The sequence below is a fragment of the Paenibacillus sp. FSL K6-4396 genome (assembly GCF_038002525.1).
Lineage (GTDB): Bacteria > Bacillota > Bacilli > Paenibacillales > Paenibacillaceae > Paenibacillus > Paenibacillus amylolyticus_B.
The window spans coordinates 4,498,480-4,513,961 of record NZ_JBBOCR010000001.1; the positions used below are offsets into that span (position 1 = coordinate 4,498,480).

Here is a 15,482-nt window from a genome sequence, read left to right on the forward strand (position 1 = left end):
GAATAACTCATTAGAGAATCAATTTCATAACGCTCAGAACCAGTCGTCTTCCTGTTGTTGACGTTCCAGTTGTTTCCGAATGGCTGCCTTCAGCGGGTCCTCTGGAACATGAACCGATAGAGATCCACTCACCTTGGCCTGACAGGACAGTCTTATACCTGCTTCCAACAGTGAACCCAGCTTGCGCTTTTCTGCATCTGTTGGTGGATACAGTTCCGCCCGATGTTCTTCATCCACATTGACTTTGCACATCAGGCAAGCCGCTTTACCATCACATCGGGTCGTAATCTTGACTCCAGCACGTCGTGCTGCATGCAGAAGTGTTGCCCCTGGTTTGAGCGCTATCGATTTGTTCATAGGTAAAAAAGTAACTTTATAGTCCATCATTTTCCTCCCTCAACCTACTGGGGCCATGTAAAGCCAACAAGCTCTTCCACTTCGGCTCTGAAGCGGTTTGTCCATACATTCTGTTGACTTAAAAGCATCATTATAGGTTGATGTGCATCTGGCTGCTCGCGCATCTGTGTCGCAATGGGGACATAACGATCTTCACGACCTCGCAGCAGATTAAACAACAGCTCATGCGCAAGCGGCATCAGTCGCAGGCTATATGAACCCACTTGTGCTACTGGTGCATGCGGAGCAAGTACATGTTCAATCTCGATACGGTACCAACTTTTGCGAGCCCATATTTCGAAACCACCAACCAGTTCCAGCGCACATTCACCCACCTGATAGTGGCTCAACAGAGAAGCATACGGTCCTGTCTTGTCCACTGTAGGCTCGTCAAGCATTTCCCCCGGAGCGCTAAGGTGAAGTTCCTTAGCAGCAGCAACATCCGCATAGATATCAATATCTCTCGGAGCCTGTTGCAACTCCACCCCTTGAAGCAGCAACCCACAACTCCCTCCAAGTAACCATGTCTGCGGCTGTGTGTTCCAGGCTTTGGCCGTTTCCAGCAAAGCCGCGTGTAATTCCGGATAACGCTCTGTCCGACCCTCCGTATCATGCGGCCCCATAGGCTCACACTCCCCTCATCCGTGTTCATTGTGTCAGTTCTTATGATGTGCTTATGCGGATGTTATCTTTCAGGCATGGGAAATCAGGTCAGAGAAGCGATTCCACCGAAAAAGCCAATCAGCATAATCAAAAATGCAATCAGAGAAAGAATCCCCCGTACAATACCTTTTGTTTTGGCACGAGCAAACGTAATCAGGAATACAGATAGTCCCATAATGAGGATGGCCACCAATGACAGCCACATCTTGTCCATTGCGCTCATAATCCAACAGTCTCCCCTTCAGTCCGATATTCATCACTGACACTGTGACAATTGCAACCATTATAACACGAAATTCAGCTCAACTTTCCAAAAAAAAGACAAAAAAGCAAGCCGGCAGAAGCCGACTCGTCTTTTTGTCTTACTGGATCACCTGCACAAGCGGGTGTGATCTATTATTTTTTCATCATCATTTTCATTAACGATTCCATACTGCTCGGATTCAATCCGCTTTTCTTGACCGCACTCACAATATCCTTAACTGTATCCTCAGATACCGGGACTTTCGCCATGGCGGATACTTGTTTGATCAATTGGCGCAACTGAGCTTCATTCTGAATCGTCGTTGGTTTCACCGTGCTTGCCAATTTCTTAACGGCACCTTCCGTTATCGTTTTACCCGTTTTCTTGTTGATTGCATTCAGTGCATCTTTGGAAATGTTGTTACCCATTCGTCTCCCCTCCTCCGGCAATACTCATGTGTATAGTATGAGTCTGCTACAGAAAAGGTGAATAAGCTTATTATTTCACAAGGTACGTTTAGGCTGATTACAATCAGGAATGCCACTGCTCCCAGGTTTCAAGTTTCATGACTTCCATTTCAGTCTTCGGGTCACGTCCCATCAAGGCTTCAACCGCATCACGCGGCTGTCTCTCCTGGAATAAAACGTGATATAACTGATCCGCAATTGGCATTTGCACTCCGTATTTTTGGGAGATGAAATAGGCAGCTTGCGTAGTTCGAATGCCTTCTACCACCATGCCCATGGACTTCAGAACATCATCCAGCTTCTGTCCCTGGCCCAACATGGAACCTGCTCTCCAGTTCCGACTGTGCTGACTTGTAGCCGTTACAACCAGATCCCCGATTCCAGCAAGTCCCGAAAACGTTAGCGGATTTGCTCCCATCTCAACACCAATACGTGTGATCTCTGCCAACCCGCGTGTTAGCAGAGCGGCTTTGGCATTATCACCAAATTGAAGACCATCCGACATACCTGCACCAAGAGCAATGATATTTTTGAATGCGCCCGCCAGCTCAACACCGATCATATCCCGATTCGTGTAAACCCGGAAATAAGCATTCATAAACAAAGCTTGGGCAGACTCGGCAGATGCCTTATCCAATGAAGCTACAACCACTGTCGTTGGACAACGCTTCACCACTTCTTCCGCATGGCTTGGGCCAGAAAGAACAACCACACGTCCTTCTTCACATTCAAGCTCTTCTGAAATGACTGTAGACATCCGTTTCAGGCTTTCTGTCTCAAAACCTTTGGTTGCATGAATGACTAACATCTCAGGCTTGTAATAAGCCTTAAGCTGGTTCGTAACCGCACGTATGGCTGAAGAAGGCGCAACAATTAACACAGCTATAGCGCCTTCCACCGCAGCTTCCATATCAGTTGTTGCTTGAATCCGTGTTGAAAGCTCCGCATCCGGAAGATAGCGAGTATTAGTGTGCTTGTTATTGATTTCGTTAGCCTGGTCTTCACCACGTGTCCACATCATCACGTCCAACTGATTGGCGGCGAGTACACTGGCCAGAGCCGTTCCCCAGCTCCCAGCGACCAGAACAGCAACTTTTTTAGACAACTCGTTTACCCCCTCCAGGGTTTTTCGATCCCAATTTATTTTCCTGTCCTTTGGCGAGCTTCGCAATATTGGTACGATGTCTCCAGAACGCAAACAGACAAATAATCAGACTCCCCCAGAAGATATTCATTGAATATCCGGGTAATACCAAGATAAAGATGGGTGTAAATGCTACAAAAATCAGAGACCCCAATGAAACATAGCGTGTCAATACAATAGACAGAATGGCGATCACCCCAGCACATAACGCAGGTAGGAAAGCAAGACTCACCAGAACACCAATCGCTGTGGCAATGCCTTTTCCTCCACGAAAATGGAAGTATAGCGGCCAGTTATGTCCTGCAATGGCTGCTATACCACTGAGTGCAGGAATCCAGGCAGAACCGTCACTCAGCCAGATTCCAATCCATACAGCTGCAACACCCTTAAGTACATCAAGTAACAGAACAGCAATTGCCGGTCCTTTACCCAAAATACGCAATGTATTGGTAGCTCCCGCGTTTCCGCTTCCGTGCTGACGAATATCGATCCCCCGTATCGCTTTGGCAAGGAGGACACTAAAGCTGATCGAACCGAGCAGATAACTCAGTACAATCGCTGCGATTTGTAAAATCACACACTTCTCCCCTAACTTTCGTCGGACTTCTTCCGAGTAAATATGCGAATTGGTGTTCCTTCGAAATCAAACGCCGCACGGATTTTATTCTCCAGATAGCGCTCATATGAGAAGTGCATCAACTCAGGGTCGTTCACAAAAATAACCATGGTCGGCGGTTTAACTGCAACCTGAGTCACATAGTTAATTCTCATTCTCCGTCCTTTATCTGTTGGCGGAGGATTAATTGCAACCGCATCAGACACCACATCGTTAAGCAGATGTGTCTGCACACGTAACGTGTGTTGCTCTGCTACACGTTGCACAACCGGCAACAGTTTTTGTAAGCGTTGTTTTGTGAGGGCTGACAAGAATACGACCGGAGCATAAGTCATAAACAGGAAGTGATCCCGAATTTTTCTCTCAAACTCTTTCATGGTCTTGTCGTGCTTCTCTACCACGTCCCATTTGTTCACAACAAACAATGACGCTTTACCAGCTTCGAATGCATATCCTGCAATATGCTTGTCCTGTTCAATAATGCCTTCTTCACCATTAATGACAATCAGAACAACATCTGCACGCTCAATCGCACGCATCGCACGCATTACACTGTATTTCTCAGTTGTTTCATATACTTTACCACGCTTACGCATACCTGCTGTATCAATCAGCACGTAACGTTGGCCGTCTTTTTCAAAAGGTGTATCAATCGCATCCCGGGTCGTTCCAGCCACGTCACTTACAATGACACGCTCTTCACCCAGAATAGCGTTCACCAGTGAAGATTTACCTACATTAGGACGTCCGATCAGAGCTACACGAATGACATCTTCATCGTAAGTCTCTTCCTCAAGTTCTGGCAACTTCTCCACAATTGCATCAAGCAAGTCACCTACACCTGTACCGTGACTTCCGGATACGCCGATGGGATCACCGAAACCAAATCCATAAAACTCATAAATGAGCTCACTTCGTCCGATATTATCCACTTTGTTAACGGCTACAACAATAGGCTTGCCTGAGCGGTAGAGCATCTCTGCTACCTCTTCATCCGATTGCGTAATACCTGCTTTTGCATCACACATGAATACAATAACATCCGCTTCTTCAATAGCGAGCTCTGCTTGCATCCGAATCGATTTTAAGATTACATCTTCACCATCAATTTCGATACCACCTGTATCAATGATACTAAATGGTTTACCGTTCCATTCACCGATTCCATATATGCGGTCACGGGTAATGCCCGGCTTGTCTTCCACAATGGCCAGTCTGTCGCCGATGATCCGATTGAAAATGGTGGATTTACCCACGTTCGGTCGTCCGACAATTGCCACAACGGGTCTTGCCATACATTCCACTCCTCCTGTCCATACTTACGATACTCATCATAGCAAAAAAGATATGTCTTGGCTAACGTTTCATGCCAAATTACTCGCAATAAAAACAATCGGCGAACCCGCCTGGGGCTCGCCGATCTTGCTTTTGTTATTCAGCAAAATATGCAGTATATAACTTAGAACCATGCATTGTTAACTTATTTGAATTTGCTAAGTTTGTCTCCAAACAGTTCGCCAAGCGTAGTGCTCATACCTTGATTGTTCAAGGAAACGTTTGGATTGTTGATTTCTTCACGCGGAGCGTTGTTTCTTGAAGGTCTTTCTGATTTTTGTGGTTGAGCTGGAGCTTCTTCTGTTTCTTTGATGCTCAAGCTTACACGTTGCTCAGAAGGGTTCATGTCCAAGATTTTAACTTGAACTTCTTGTCCTTCTTTCAACACTTCATGAGGAGTGCCGATGTGTTTGTGGGAGATTTGCGAGATATGCACAAGTCCCTCAACACCAGGAGCGATTTCAACAAATGCACCGAAGTCTACCAGACGTTTTACAACACCTGTTACAATATCGCTGGAATTGAATTTTTCGCTTGCTGTTTCCCAAGGACCTGGTTGAACAGCTTTCATGCTCAGGCTGATTTTGCCTTTTTCAGGGTCAACTTTCAGCACTTTCACACTAACTTTATCACCTTCAGACAGTACGTCGGATGGTTTTTCAACGTGTGTCCAAGCCAGCTCGGATACGTGAACCAAACCGTCAACTCCGCCCACATCAACAAATGCACCGAATTGAGTCAAACGTTGTACTGTACCTTCGATCACTTGACCTTCTTGCAAACCAGCCATTACTGTAGCTTTGTTTGCTTCGAATTCTTGCTCCAGTACGTCTTTTTGGGAAAGGATCACTTTGTTGTTCTCACGGTCGATCTCTTTCACTTTAACACGCAGTGTGCGTCCTTTGTAGTCGCTGAAGTCTTCAACGAAATGGCGTTCAACCATGGAAGCCGGGATAAATCCACGTACGCCCACGTCTGCTACCAGACCGCCTTTAACAACATCACCTACAACAACTTCGAATACGTCTTGGTCTTCAAAATGCTTTTGCAATTGATCCCATGCGTTTTCGCTGTCGATTGCACGTTTGGACAGAACGAGTTTTTCTTTCTCGTCGTCGATGCTAAGAACTTTAGCTTCAACTTCTTGTCCAACTTCAACTGCGTCAGACGCGCTGTCAACATGTAATGAAGACAGTTCACGAATTGGAATGACACCGTCATATTTATATCCAATGCTCACATAGGCTTGGTTATCTTCCAATTTGACGATGGTTCCTTTTACGGTATCTCCTTTTTTCAAGGAAACGAATTGATCCAACTCATCTTGGGTTGCTTCTTGATTTTTCATTTCTTCCGACATGTCAAATACCCTCCTCAATTCAAAAACCCCATTATATTCAAACCTGCCTGTAGCAGAGTTCAAAACACTTTCATCACTGAGTGCTTAAGCTTTAGTCTCCCTCAAAAATATGGAAACATGCACTCAGCTACCGGCGAAGCCATTACTTGCTTGGCACGCCCGTTTGCACCATTTCGTTAATCTTGGACATAATCTTTTCAGTCGCCTTCTCCAGAGCTTCTCCAGATGGGTCTTCCTTGAACTCGTCCAAACTTACTGGTGCTCCATATACAACTTTCATCTTACGAAAAACTTTGTAGTTACCGATAATAGCAGTAGGAATAACTGTAGCGCCACTGCGGAGAGCAAAACTCGCTGCCCCTTTTTTGCCGATACCTCCATCATTGTGACGGCTTCCCGAGGGGAAGATTCCAAGCACTTGACCATCACGCAAAATATTGAGTGAGGTTTTGATGGATTCCTTGCTGACACCTCCACGTTTAACGGGGAAAGCGCCCACGGCTTTAATAATTCGGCCGAGTACCGGAATGTCAAACAATTCGCTTTTGGCCATAAAACGCACCTGACGGCGAATTTTGATACCAACGGTTGGAGGATCGAAGTTACTAATATGATTGGAACATAAAAGTACGCCGCCTTCTTTCGGAATATTCTCCCGTCCAACGGCCTCCAAGCGGAAAAGAATGGTATAAATGATCCGCAGTAATGTGCTGCAAAATGTGTAAATCATAGACCGATCTCTCCTCTGACCATTGTGCAATAAGATACGATTTTGTCAACCACTTCATGAATGTTCATCTCCGTTGTATCAAGGACGATAGCATCCTCAGCACAACGCAATGGGGAAATTTCCCGATTCTCATCCAATCTGTCACGGGTGGCAATGTCTCGCTCCAGTTGTTGCAACGTCAGTCCTTCAGAGGGGTCCAGTTCTTTGAAGCGGCGAAGTGCACGCTCTTCGACACTGGCAGTCATGAAGATTTTCACTTCCGCATCGGGCAATACTGTCGTTCCGATATCGCGTCCATCCATGACGACGCCCTTGCGCAAAGCCATTTGCCGCTGAGTATCCACTAATTGCGTACGCAGCCCCTCGATTTGCGCATATCGGGACACGATTCCCGTCACTTCACGGGAGCGGATTTCCGAGGTTACTTCTTCCCCATTACAGAACACTTTCTGTCCGTCGGGATCCGGTTGTAAATCAATGACCAGCTTTTGGGCTTCCTGAAGTACCTGTGTCACTTCTTCCGGCGCAATATCATTCCGAAGCATGTGCAAGGTTACCGCACGGTACATTGCGCCTGTGTCGACGTATACATACGCGAGCGCCTCTGCAACCAATCGGGCCACCGTGCTTTTCCCGGCACCGGCAGGTCCGTCAATTGCAACGTTCATTTTCCCGTTCTCTGATGTGTTCTGGCTTGCCAACGGGGCATTCCTCCTCAAACGATAAACCTCAATAAAAAAACAGGCATTGCCTGCATCGTGAAAATTATACCACACTCTACACATGGATGCAAAAACAGACAAATCAACGACCTTTGTAATCATTCATCGTTTGCACTTCAATTGGAGTTCCTTCCATACGGTCAATGGTGGTCAAATTTTTTTTGAAGCCGGGTACCAACAGCAGCAATTGATATACCACAAGCAGGATTAGAAGGGCTGTAATCAGAATCGTAACCTTTTGTTCCATTCGCCTGGAGAAAACATAATAAAGTCGTTCATATCTGCGGGTTGCATGACGATGATTCAAGGCAATACCTCCGTTTTTTTCATTACGGTACCCGCAGTTTCCTCTCTTTATGCCACAACATTCCTATTTCGTGCGATAGTCAAGTTGCCGTTCGAAACAAAATTTGATAATTTTTTGGCGCTCCGAATCTGAAATCTGCACAAATTTCAGCATGCACAGCTGTCTGCCGGTTTCCAGGGTTTTGATCCGCACAACTTCAGCTTCAAAATTCACATGTTCGATGGTTGAATTCCGGTAGGGAACCAGCAACCAGCATTTAAGTTTTTGACCTTCAGCTATTGAAAACCCTGTTTCGCCGTAGATGGACAATCCACCGCCACCAATATCTTCAGTCAATCCGACGGCACGGGTCAGATCTTCACTCTGGATGGCCAATTCGAGGTTTGCATGAACACGAAGAAAGCTGCGCCGTTGTATTTTGGATATATCGCTAGGTAGCGGTTTGCGGATACGGACAAGACGGACCACATCTTCCTCAAATCCCGTGACATAGGTATTAAAATAATGCCGGACCCCATCCTCCGTAATATATGAAATGGACAATTCCTCTCCGAAAAAGAGCCTTTTCAGACGGCTGGTTCCTTGTTGCATCGGGACCTCAATCAGAAAACTGCTGTCATCCATATCTGCAATGCGTGATTTGTACTCTTTGTGTTCCTCTTTTTCATCTGCAGAAGCAATCTGGATGTATAAAATTTCATTTATTTTAGGAAACAAGCTGTTCACCGCCACTTTATGTATTTATCTTCGTATGTACAAGGACTATTATACCATGACCTTTCTCACATTGAACAAGAAAAAAACAGACCACGTTGTGGTCTGCCGCAGTTATTCGCTCAACTTCAAATTGAGATTATCCATCTTTTTATGAGGTTGCATTGACCGGTTTGATCTCTTCAACCGCTTCTTCCATTCCTGTATTCGCATTAATGTATATCCGGTAACGGGAACCGTTAATTTTCCCTCCGAATTCATAACACAATACTTCTTTGCTGTAATCATTCTCAATCAGGGATTTGCGAACATAATTTTCTTCGAACTCCGAATTAAGCTTTTTCCGCGCCTGTTGCTCTGTAAGAGTTGCTTTCGGAATTTTGCGCTTGTCATTATGTTCGTAGACAAAGTCACTCGCCTGGAAGCCGGTAACTTCGCCTGTATCCAAACCTACACGAACTGACATTTTCTCGGGATAGATCAACGTGTCCCCTTGCTTACGCACATAAGTAAGGTTACCCAGGTTACCATATTCATCGTAGTTTACAGCCTTCATATCCTTATAACCTTTGTTCATTAGAAATTGATCCGCTTTAGCCATGGCATTCTGACGAGACACTTTTTTGGTTCCGATTGGACGCGTATCACTGTAAGAGATCAGCATTCCGCCATTACGGGTGAAATCCATCATCAGTTTGCCATTGTTGGCATGATCAATCGTGGCAGTGTAGGACTCCCAGTCTGTTCCTTTGCCGTTCTCCTGCACTTGGATTTTGCTACTATCCGCATTAGAAAATTTTGCAGCCTTGCTCTGGATCTGTTCTTTGGTCACCGGCAAACCGCCCAGTTTCTTGACTGATCGTTTGGCATAGATATTGGATACCGAAGGACCCCAATCAAGCTCCGGGTATTCCTGTACCTTTTTGTTCACCGTACGAAAACCATCAACGATCGTGTTGTCCATAGTTTGCTCTTGCGTTGCCATGGCAGTCTCTGCATCCATCCAGCGCAATCGGTCCGTCAGGACTTTCTGCTGCACATCCTGCAGATTCTTGGTAATCTCGGATGAATTCTGATACAGCTTTTTCAGGTTGCCCATTTCCTTCTCACTTAGCGGTTCGTTTGTCAAGTCACGCATCGACGCCCGATAGGCAAAGTTGGAAATACGCGAGAGAAACTCCTCTGTCTCGTTAAATGGCAGCATGGTGAGTGGCAGTTGGTTGATCTCATTCTGCGCTTCACTGGTGAGTCGCCATACATTCATCAGACCTTTGCGATGCATCCCCTGTGATGTAGAGTGAACCGCCAAGGTGTTACCAATCTCCGAATGCAATTTGTCCATATGAAAAGATAAATCGTGAAAGGCACGCTGATATTGATTCTCTGCCTTGATCAGAATTGCATTCTTCTCCTGATTCTCCTGATAGCCCCACACGAGCGCACCGACCAGCAGAACCGCAAATATCGGAAACATAACTGAACTTAATCGTTTATACATCGGTAGAGTCTCCTTTCTTCTAAACCACTACCTCTATTGTGGATCGAAGAAAGATCTCTTATGCATGCGATTTCCAGTCCTTACACAAGCAGGCTGCTAAAGTACTGTCTGGGTCCTCCTTTTAATTCAGCTGAATCCCAGTTGCCATGCCCTCTTCTTCAATTTCGAACTGGTCTCTGTTATCGCAGAGGCACTGCTTGAATCCCGTCTCAATCCGGCCCCGTTCTTTCTTGCCTCGTAATGTAAATCGTTCACCGCATTGTTTGCATCTGATTTTAATTTTAATTCTCATCACAACGATCTCCGTTTCTGTTGGTCATTCCCCGGGAGTTTATCTGTAAAAATAAAAACACACCGGAGCCATAGGCGCAATATGCGCTTTATGTCCACCAGTGTGTCCGTATTTTTATAATTTAACCTCTTCCTCCCGCTTCACAAAACGAAAAGGAGAACGGTTATTAGCTCGTGTGATTTTACCCATTGCCCCATACCACAGGCCCGCCATTAGCGGCGCTATAAACCACAACCAATGATTCACCATGGTGTTCATGATGACATCGTACAATGCATGCCAGAAAAAAGGTAACACCAGAGAAAGAACCAGATACCACCGCTTTTTCTTACCACCGATAAACTTGGCTTTACCCATATAATAACCCATGATTACCGCAAACATAGCGTGCCCTGAAACAGGGAGCAGTGCCCGAAGGAACATGGCTGAGACGGATGCATTCCCCGCAAAGGCATACAACACATTCTCTACAGTGGCAAATCCAAGTGAAACAGCTACTGCATATAAGATCCCGTCATACGGCTCATCAAATTCGGTGTGATTATAGATGATATGATAAAGAACGAACCATTTAACGAATTCCTCCACACCACCTGAGATCATAATGGCCTCAAGATAAGGATTATCCCCGAGCCACATCATCATGCCACGCTGAATAATCATCACAGGCAGTACCATCAGAATCCCCATGAGGAAAACCCGCAATACCATATGAAGTGGCTCATAATCATAACGGTCTTTCAGGTAAAAGTATGTTAACAAGGCGAGACCCGGAGCAACTGCTGCCGCTAAGACCGAAAACAAAAGCACCGAAATTCCCTCCTCTGACTAAAGACGCGATTACAACTAGAGATTAATCCTGGCGTTTGAAGTGGGTGCAGATAACATCAATCGCTTGTGCAGGAATAACAACCTTACCATACTCTTCCATGACTGCTGGAGTAACTGAGGAACCTTCGCCAAATTCAGCAAGCAAGGCAATCAATGCCGCATGTTTGGTGGAATCTACCTCATCTGGCTCCAAATGCAAGAACCACTTGTCTTTATAAGAATAAAGTCTCCCAGCATCCGTAACATGCTGACGCAACATATGTGCAGCTTCAATGAGCACTTCAAAGTCCTTGAATGCATAAACGATGGAATCGCTTTGCTCGAGTGTAACTTCCATTTCATATACTTCTTCAGGAAGATCATCTTCATGACCTGAACCATATTGTTGCGGATCATATTTTCCACGTGTGACAATGACAACCATCCCTTGAGCGGGAAGTGCGAATACTTCGACAGCGAGTGGACCTGTGGCATCAAATCCAAGTTCGGAATAGGCCTGATCCATCATTTCAGTGAACAGTTCATGAACCTTAGGTATTTCCTGCCACATATCTTCTTTTTGTATTCCGCGCTCGCTCAGATCGTCAAAGGTCAGGAAAATCCGTATCTTATCGTGACTTAGTCGTTCTATTTTCATACAGGATCTCCCCTTTATAAGCAAGTCTTATAACAGATTATGAAGCACAAAACAATATGTGCTGAAAATAAATCTATGTAGTTATGTTATCATTTTATACCTCTAAATGCACGAAGTAAAATCGACAAAAAAAGAATCATTCCACAGCAAATCAAGACTGTGGATGATTCTAATTGGGAGTTTTGGTTTATAAACCCGGTACTGTTGTGTTTGTTTGGCTTAAAATTTGCTCAACTTCATGCTTCACATCGGGATTGGTGCGAATAAAATCTTTGAGCATACTCATATTCGCTTCTTTTTCCTGCGGTGTGATTGCTCTTGCGGTCTTTGCTGCCGGATTTTTGTGGGATTCACCATGTTGATTTTGCTTACTTGTGAACCCGTCCATACCTGGGAAAGTCATTTCCATCATCTTATGTTTTGCCTGATCCATCATATTTCTTGATGAACCCGATGACATCATGGGCAATTTGCCTTTGGACAGCCATGAACTGGCTGCAACACCAATGACAATGCCCCAAAAAAAGGATGACGTCTTCATTACACCAACCTCCTTCAAGTGTTAAAATCATATTTAGTGTTTGCGGTAGTGAGCGATCTCATTCCGTATAAATACAGGAAAGCGAGTTGAAATCATGTTTAGACATACCGCCGCATTGATCATTGCTGCAAGTTTGCTGCTGTCAGCTTGTGGGACAGCGGAAGAAAAAACATCTGATAATTCCGCACCAGCGGGCGAATCAACTACCACGGTTCAAGAAGAGCAAGGTAACTCTAACCGAACTGAAACAGAAGAACCCGGAACTGATGTGCCCGAGCCTTCAACGGAAGATTCAACTGCGACAGAAGAAGAACCTGAATCTTCGGAGAAGGTTTCTACAGAAGAGAAAGTGGAAAAGACGTATCATATGAATGAAAATTATTATATTAAACCAAACGATGAAGCGAGCCCAAACAAAGTGGTCTTGTTAACTTTTGATGATGGACCCAAAGAAGAAAAAATGATTACTTCACTGATCGACACTTTAGATAAACATAACGCTAAAGCGATATTTTTCGTCAATGGATATCGGGTAAAAAGCCATCCGGAATTGCTCAAACTCATACATGAACGGGGTCAGATTGTAGGCAATCATGCCTGGGATCATGAGGATCTCAAAAAAATGTCCAACGCTGAGGCGGCAAAACAGGTTACAGATGTCCAAAAAATAGTGAAGGATACCATTGGTGAGGAACCGCAATTCTTCCGTCCACCTTTTGGGTCGGGAAATGATGCACTGAAGGCTGCTGTGAAGAAAAATGGCATGTTATATATGACTTGGTCTAATGGTTCGCTCGATTGGGATAAAAGTACCAAAGACAAACCGGAAAAAGTCATTCAAAATGTACTGGACCAGTTAAATCCCGGAAGCAATATTTTGATGCACGAGTTGCCATGGACGGTTGAAGCATTGGATGAGTTGCTGACCAAGCTCGAAAAGAAAGGTTATTCCTTTGTTGATCCGCGTGCAATTGAATTGGAAGCTCGTTAAATTGAAATTTTGCGCATTAAAATAAAACAGCCTTTATCCAATGGATAAAGGCTGTTTCTCTGTGAGTGCTTTTTCCGCGGGCACTCTTAACGTGATGATATGCATCTCCGCAGGACAACCTAGTCGGAGAGGAAGATGATTTGTACCGTATCCTCTGCTAACAAGCATTTTGCCTTCTTGGTGAACTTCCTCCGGACTTCGCTTCAGGGAGTACCAACCATTCGATACGGGACGATACACTTTGCTCAGGAACACAGGTCCGAAAAATGGTAAAACCAATTGTCCGCCATGTGTATGACCGCTTAAAATAAGATCTGCATTTTCCTCCAAGCGAAGGGCCTGCAAAGGATCATGAACGATAGCAATTTTGCAAAAACGGTTACCGATCTGTTGTAGTAATACATCGCCCTGTTTGGAACGATAGTCTATGCCGATCAGGCTCAATCTGTCGTTGCCTCTTTGCAGATATTCCACATTATCCTGCAGGAGCTTAACGTCCGATTCCCGAAGGATTCGCGCAAGTTGAGCGGTACCAGCCCTCTTGTCATGGTTGCCATACACCGTAAATGAAGGAGCAATGTTCGATAAAATTTTCATGTTATGTCTAACCAAAGACCATGAGATTCCTTTTTCCGCAACATCCCCGCCGATGAGAACCCAGTCCACCTTGTTTTTAACGTTTTCCAGATCCTTCTGCTTCAGCTTGCGCTTGTGCGTGTCGGATACATACAAAATCTTAGCCCCGTCAAAGGATGTTGGCAGATGAGGCACTTCAACCTCTTCTTCAATCATTTGATGAATATGGGCTTCACGCCACATATGAAAAAGAAGTAAAACTCCCATCAAAATGATTAAACCTGCGATTAAAAGCATTACCACGGTAAGGGAAGGAACGTATTCAGAGCGGGTGCCCCTTCAACCCCCCACCAAACCAGACTAATCGTTAACATGACAAAAATAAAAATGAGTGAATTGACAAACCTCTTGCTCAATTTTAACCGACGTGAAGGATGTAATTCTGTCCGTGTAGGAAGCGAACCCGCTTCGGGGATCGACTCTTCCGTTGATGTTGGCGTTTTTTTGGAGCGTGATGGTGCCCTTTGAGGAAGTACTGGACTTTCCAGCTTTTCTGTATAAGGCTTGCGCTGTGATCTAGGTAAAGAAACAGAAGTAATTGGTGTGATTCCGCCAACCTCAGCAGCTGCTGCCGTTTCAACAACGATGCTTACTTGAGAAGCCACCTGACGCTCGGATTTCTCTTTTTTATCCGATTGACGATGGCGCTGACTGCCATATGTCTTCATTCTACTTAATGGCTGATTCATGATCCCCTCCGAAAACGTATCGCTAATCCGGACACCAAATCAATAATAAAGTGACATAATATAGGCGCCCATAATGTGCCGGATTGCAAGTAAATCCAACCCAATCCATAACTTGAGACAAACACCCAGCCTGTTGGAATCCAGTGGCGCAAATAACGAATATGGATAACTGCAAATAAAATACTTGTCCAGTAAGGACCGATGGCATGTTGGATGGCTCCACGGAATAATAATTCCTCACACACAGCAACAATGGCTGCTATACATACAATGTGCCAGATCGGACGCCCACGGAACAGCATCTCGTTAATTCCACCGTCATCCATGCTTTCCTGAGGTATAACATACGACAGTACCAAGTCCATAACAAGCATTATTCCTGCAAGACCAAGACCCCACCATATAAATTGGTAATTGTCAGGCCATGCGAGTACATCTAACAAGTTTCGTTTCTGCAATAAGATCCACACAACTCCGATAATAAGTGTCAGACCTTGTGTAAAGTATAGATTGATTAAAAGTAAACGCTCGGTAAGCTGCTGTGGCTCAGCCTTCTGAATCTTGAACTTGGGAAACTTGAATTTTTTCATCGGATGCGTCTGTCCTCTTGAGTTAAATTTGATGGATAACAATTACGTTGTCCAATCGGATAGTATACTAAATGATAGC

Annotated in this window: 21 protein-coding genes; 1 reads left to right on the top strand and 20 read right to left on the bottom strand. The window is 44.9% G+C overall.

The window, feature by feature from the left end; genetic code table 11:
* Window positions 1–33: 33 nt before the first annotated feature.
* The 17 genes from MHB85_RS19605 to MHB85_RS19685 all read right to left on the bottom strand — a co-directional run bounded on the left by MHB85_RS19605 (window position 34) and on the right by MHB85_RS19685 (window position 12,497).
* Complete coding sequence (locus MHB85_RS19605; RefSeq protein ID WP_341073531.1) at window positions 34–384, bottom strand: 2Fe-2S iron-sulfur cluster-binding protein; 351 nt, start codon at window positions 382–384, stop codon at window positions 34–36.
* 17 nt (window positions 385–401) lie between these two features.
* Complete coding sequence (locus MHB85_RS19610) at window positions 402–1,019, bottom strand: hypothetical protein (RefSeq protein ID WP_341073532.1); 618 nt, start codon at window positions 1,017–1,019, stop codon at window positions 402–404.
* Between the two features lie 83 nt (window positions 1,020–1,102).
* Window positions 1,103–1,282 (bottom strand): DUF2768 family protein, encoded by a 180-nt coding sequence (locus tag MHB85_RS19615; RefSeq protein ID WP_017687688.1) that lies wholly within the window; start codon window positions 1,280–1,282, stop codon window positions 1,103–1,105.
* Window positions 1,283–1,455: 173 nt separating this feature from the next.
* Entirely contained in the window at window positions 1,456–1,731 is a 276-nt protein-coding gene (locus tag MHB85_RS19620) for a stage VI sporulation protein F (protein WP_017687687.1), read from the bottom strand.
* A 103-nt stretch (window positions 1,732–1,834) separates the two neighbouring features.
* Window positions 1,835–2,875: an NAD(P)H-dependent glycerol-3-phosphate dehydrogenase gene (locus MHB85_RS19625; protein WP_341073533.1), complete on the bottom strand. Its 1,041-nt coding sequence runs from the start codon at window positions 2,873–2,875 to the stop codon at window positions 1,835–1,837.
* A complete protein-coding gene (gene plsY, locus MHB85_RS19630; protein ID WP_076209908.1) occupies window positions 2,868–3,491 on the bottom strand; it encodes a glycerol-3-phosphate 1-O-acyltransferase PlsY in 624 nt (207 codons plus the stop codon). The genes MHB85_RS19625 and plsY overlap by 8 nt, the downstream gene beginning before the upstream one ends.
* An 11-nt stretch (window positions 3,492–3,502) precedes the next feature.
* Window positions 3,503–4,825, bottom strand: coding sequence for a ribosome biogenesis GTPase Der (gene der, locus MHB85_RS19635; protein ID WP_047843568.1), 1,323 nt, complete (start codon window positions 4,823–4,825; stop codon window positions 3,503–3,505).
* A gap of 185 nt (window positions 4,826–5,010) precedes the next feature.
* Window positions 5,011–6,225 carry a 30S ribosomal protein S1 gene (rpsA, locus tag MHB85_RS19640; RefSeq protein WP_036607712.1) on the bottom strand — a complete coding sequence of 405 codons (1,215 nt, stop codon included), beginning with the start codon at window positions 6,223–6,225 and terminating at the stop codon, window positions 5,011–5,013.
* 142 nt (window positions 6,226–6,367) lie between these two features.
* A complete protein-coding gene (locus MHB85_RS19645) occupies window positions 6,368–6,955 on the bottom strand; it encodes a lysophospholipid acyltransferase family protein (protein WP_076209906.1) in 588 nt (195 codons plus the stop codon).
* Window positions 6,952–7,656 carry a (d)CMP kinase gene (cmk, locus tag MHB85_RS19650; RefSeq protein ID WP_315936052.1) on the bottom strand — a complete coding sequence of 235 codons (705 nt, stop codon included), beginning with the start codon at window positions 7,654–7,656 and terminating at the stop codon, window positions 6,952–6,954. The genes MHB85_RS19645 and cmk overlap by 4 nt, the downstream gene beginning before the upstream one ends.
* A 103-nt stretch (window positions 7,657–7,759) precedes the next feature.
* Window positions 7,760–7,984, bottom strand: a complete 225-nt coding sequence (locus tag MHB85_RS19655; protein WP_341073534.1) for a hypothetical protein — start codon at window positions 7,982–7,984, stop codon at window positions 7,760–7,762.
* A 63-nt stretch (window positions 7,985–8,047) separates the two neighbouring features.
* Window positions 8,048–8,701 carry a flagellar brake protein gene (locus tag MHB85_RS19660; RefSeq protein WP_340914117.1) on the bottom strand — a complete coding sequence of 218 codons (654 nt, stop codon included), beginning with the start codon at window positions 8,699–8,701 and terminating at the stop codon, window positions 8,048–8,050.
* A gap of 148 nt (window positions 8,702–8,849) precedes the next feature.
* The gene (gene ypeB, locus MHB85_RS19665; protein ID WP_076209902.1) at window positions 8,850–10,196 is read right to left on the bottom strand and encodes a germination protein YpeB; all 1,347 of its coding nucleotides are present in this window, start codon (window positions 10,194–10,196) and stop codon (window positions 8,850–8,852) included.
* Window positions 10,197–10,317: 121 nt separating this feature from the next.
* Window positions 10,318–10,488 carry a hypothetical protein gene (locus MHB85_RS19670; protein ID WP_165980215.1) on the bottom strand — a complete coding sequence of 57 codons (171 nt, stop codon included), beginning with the start codon at window positions 10,486–10,488 and terminating at the stop codon, window positions 10,318–10,320.
* A 114-nt stretch (window positions 10,489–10,602) separates the two neighbouring features.
* On the bottom strand, window positions 10,603–11,298 hold the full coding sequence (gene prsW / locus MHB85_RS19675; RefSeq protein WP_017687676.1) for a glutamic-type intramembrane protease PrsW: 696 nt from the start codon (window positions 11,296–11,298) through the stop codon (window positions 10,603–10,605).
* A gap of 43 nt (window positions 11,299–11,341) precedes the next feature.
* Window positions 11,342–11,956, bottom strand: coding sequence for a genetic competence negative regulator (locus MHB85_RS19680; protein ID WP_076209900.1), 615 nt, complete (start codon window positions 11,954–11,956; stop codon window positions 11,342–11,344).
* Between the two features lie 187 nt (window positions 11,957–12,143).
* On the bottom strand, window positions 12,144–12,497 hold the full coding sequence (locus MHB85_RS19685) for a hypothetical protein (protein WP_047843572.1): 354 nt from the start codon (window positions 12,495–12,497) through the stop codon (window positions 12,144–12,146).
* A gap of 94 nt (window positions 12,498–12,591) precedes the next feature.
* Between MHB85_RS19685 and MHB85_RS19690 the strand changes: the two genes are divergently transcribed.
* Window positions 12,592–13,488 (top strand): polysaccharide deacetylase family protein, encoded by an 897-nt coding sequence (locus MHB85_RS19690; RefSeq protein ID WP_341073535.1) that lies wholly within the window; start codon window positions 12,592–12,594, stop codon window positions 13,486–13,488.
* 33 nt (window positions 13,489–13,521) lie between these two features.
* Here the strand turns inward: MHB85_RS19690 and MHB85_RS19695 are convergent, their stop codons facing one another.
* From MHB85_RS19695 to MHB85_RS19705, 3 genes are read right to left on the bottom strand one after another with little or no spacing between them, the layout of a single operon-like run.
* Window positions 13,522–14,307: a metallophosphoesterase gene (locus tag MHB85_RS19695; RefSeq protein WP_341073537.1), complete on the bottom strand. Its 786-nt coding sequence runs from the start codon at window positions 14,305–14,307 to the stop codon at window positions 13,522–13,524.
* A 53-nt stretch (window positions 14,308–14,360) separates the two neighbouring features.
* Entirely contained in the window at window positions 14,361–14,813 is a 453-nt protein-coding gene (locus MHB85_RS19700; protein WP_091028905.1) for a hypothetical protein, read from the bottom strand.
* Window positions 14,810–15,403, bottom strand: coding sequence for a CPBP family intramembrane glutamic endopeptidase (locus MHB85_RS19705; protein ID WP_036607728.1), 594 nt, complete (start codon window positions 15,401–15,403; stop codon window positions 14,810–14,812). Before MHB85_RS19705 ends, MHB85_RS19700 begins: the two co-directional genes overlap by 4 nt.
* Between the last annotated feature and the right edge of the window lie 79 nt (window positions 15,404–15,482).